Source organism: Dyella sp. (assembly GCF_035486915.1).
Taxonomy (GTDB): Bacteria; Pseudomonadota; Gammaproteobacteria; order Xanthomonadales; family Rhodanobacteraceae; genus Dyella_B.
In genome coordinates, this window is record NZ_DATHMR010000011.1 from 1 (window position 1) to 2,058 (window position 2,058).

Below are 2,058 nucleotides of genomic sequence, written 5' to 3' on the forward strand. Positions count from 1 at the left end.
CGCTGGGACGATCACCCAACTGATCGTAACGGCCGGTCGGAACCGTTTCCTGCAACTGGATCGCCGTCGTCGGTATCCAGCTACCTGGATGAAATTCCGTCAATCGATACTGCGCCTGCAGCGTGAGATCGCCAAAGCCAATGCTGGAACTGCTGCGGTTATTCGTCATCCGGTTGTACCCGAATACCGGAATGATGCCGATCGAAAGTCGATTGACCAAGCCGTAGAGAATGTACGTGCGCGATCCGAAGCTGTCCGTGCCTGGCGAGCGAATGTCGTAGAGATAGGGCTCGAACAGGAAGTGTCCAGGCGGCAACGTTTCGGCGGAATTGGCCAGCATCGGGCCGGTCCACCATGCCTCGCTCATCGATTGCGTGGTGACGGAAGGCGGTGAGGATGGATCAGCCAATGATGCCGTCGTTTGTGCTACGGCGCGCGACGACCCCGCGCCATAGCAAAGCACGCCGAACGCGAACGACATGCATGCATGCCGCGTCGCCATCATGGGCTGATGCGCGTCAACGAGGCAATGAAGTCCGGCTGCCACGTCTTGCCGTTGTCGTCGGAGAACGATTCCTCAAAGTGATGCGAGTTCGGTTGGATGTCCGACCAAACGTCGCGAATAAGAACGGTTCGACCGTGCAACGTGTCCTGTGAGATCAACTCGCCACGCCCATCCTTGAATGCGCCGACTGCCGACTTGTTGATGGCACCGTTGCTGCTGTCGACCCACGTCTGGCTCCACTGATGGGATTGCGGGTTATAGAGAAATAGCGTCAGACCTTCGAAGTGACTGTCCTTGCTACCGGCTTCGATTTCTTCCATCGATGCCTTACCACCCCAGATCTTTCGGACAGTCACTGTGCCGGTCATCTCGCCCCAGGCGGTGGAGCCAAGCGGGTCCTGCAGGGCTTTGATGTGCGTCCTCCAGGTGCCGATGTTGAAGTCGAAATCGTGGGCGCCATCGCGGGCGGCCGAAGACACCGGGGTAGGGGCGTCCGCGGCGAGAACGGCGGTTCCCGCCAGACCCAAAGCCAGGCCGGTGGCGATAAGTAGAGCTTTCCTAAACGTCGTCATGGCTCGATTTCCTAGCAACGCGGATTGCGTGGCTGAAAAATTAAGCCAGATAGTGGTTCGCTAAAATAACCACTTTGCTATGATCTGATATAACCACTCCAGGTTGTGCGCTATGAAACGGATCCCCGCCAGTTTCCTGCCGCCCATTGCTCTCGATGCCGCCAGCGGCACGCCGATGTACGACCAGCTTTCCGAGTGGTTTCGGCGCGCGATCATCGATGGCCATCTCCGTGCCGGGCAGCGCGTGCCATCCACTCGAAATCTCGCCCGCGAACTGAAGATCTCGCGTGTGCCGGTCCTTAGCGCTTACGAGCAACTCTTTGCCGAGGGTTATCTGGAGACCTTCGTCGGCGCAGGTACCTGTGTCGCCCGAGCGATACCGGGACAGGCGCTGAAATCGGCCGCGGCGGCTGGACGTGCGAAGTCCGAGCAAATCGTCGCGCGGAAAGCGCCGAGACGCATCTCCGAGCGCGTGGGTACGTTGCGCACCGCGCCGCAAACCTGGGCCGACACCCAGGGCGCATTTCGCATGGGGGTGCCCGCCCTCGATCATTTCCCGATGACGACGTGGTCGAAGCTGGTTAATCGCCATTCGCGCAAGCCGCCGATGGAGCAGATGATCTACGGCAATCCGATGGGTTACCTGCCATTGCGCGAAGCCATCGCTGAATACCTCGGCACCGTTCGCGCCGTGCGCTGCGACGCCGAGCAAATACTGATTACGACGGGGTCGCAACAAGGTCTGCAGATTTGCGCCAACGTGTTGCTGGATGCGCATGCGCCCGTGTGGATCGAAGACCCCGGCTATCCCGGTGCGCGGCAGGCCTGCAAAACCATTGGCGCTGAACTCATTCCGGTACCGGTGGATGAGGAGGGAATCAACGTCACCGAAGGCATTCGCCTGTGCAGCCACGCGCAGGCTGTCTACATCACGCCATCGCACCAGTTTCCGCTGGGTTGCACGATGAGCGCAGCGCGGCG

3 protein-coding genes are annotated in these 2,058 nt (G+C 60.1%); 1 reads left to right on the plus strand and 2 read right to left on the minus strand.

Annotation, left to right across the window (positions count from 1 at the left end; translation table 11 throughout):
* Window positions 1-481: transporter (locus VK725_RS00930; RefSeq protein ID WP_325316194.1), on the minus strand; the 481-nt coding region annotated here is incomplete at its 3' end.
* Between the two features lie 20 nt (window positions 482-501).
* Complete coding sequence (locus tag VK725_RS00935) at window positions 502-1,077, minus strand: DUF1579 family protein (protein ID WP_325316195.1); 576 nt, start codon at window positions 1,075-1,077, stop codon at window positions 502-504.
* Between the two features lie 112 nt (window positions 1,078-1,189).
* Here VK725_RS00935 and VK725_RS00940 point away from each other — a divergent pair.
* Window positions 1,190-2,058: PLP-dependent aminotransferase family protein (locus VK725_RS00940; protein ID WP_325316196.1), on the plus strand; the 869-nt coding region annotated here is incomplete at its 3' end.

What these genes read in the sequence shown, in the direction of transcription:
- VK725_RS00935 (WP_325316195.1), bottom strand. Translation starts at nt 1,077, where the DNA reads ATGACGACGTTTAGGAAAGCTCTACTTATCGCCACCGGCCTGGCTTTG.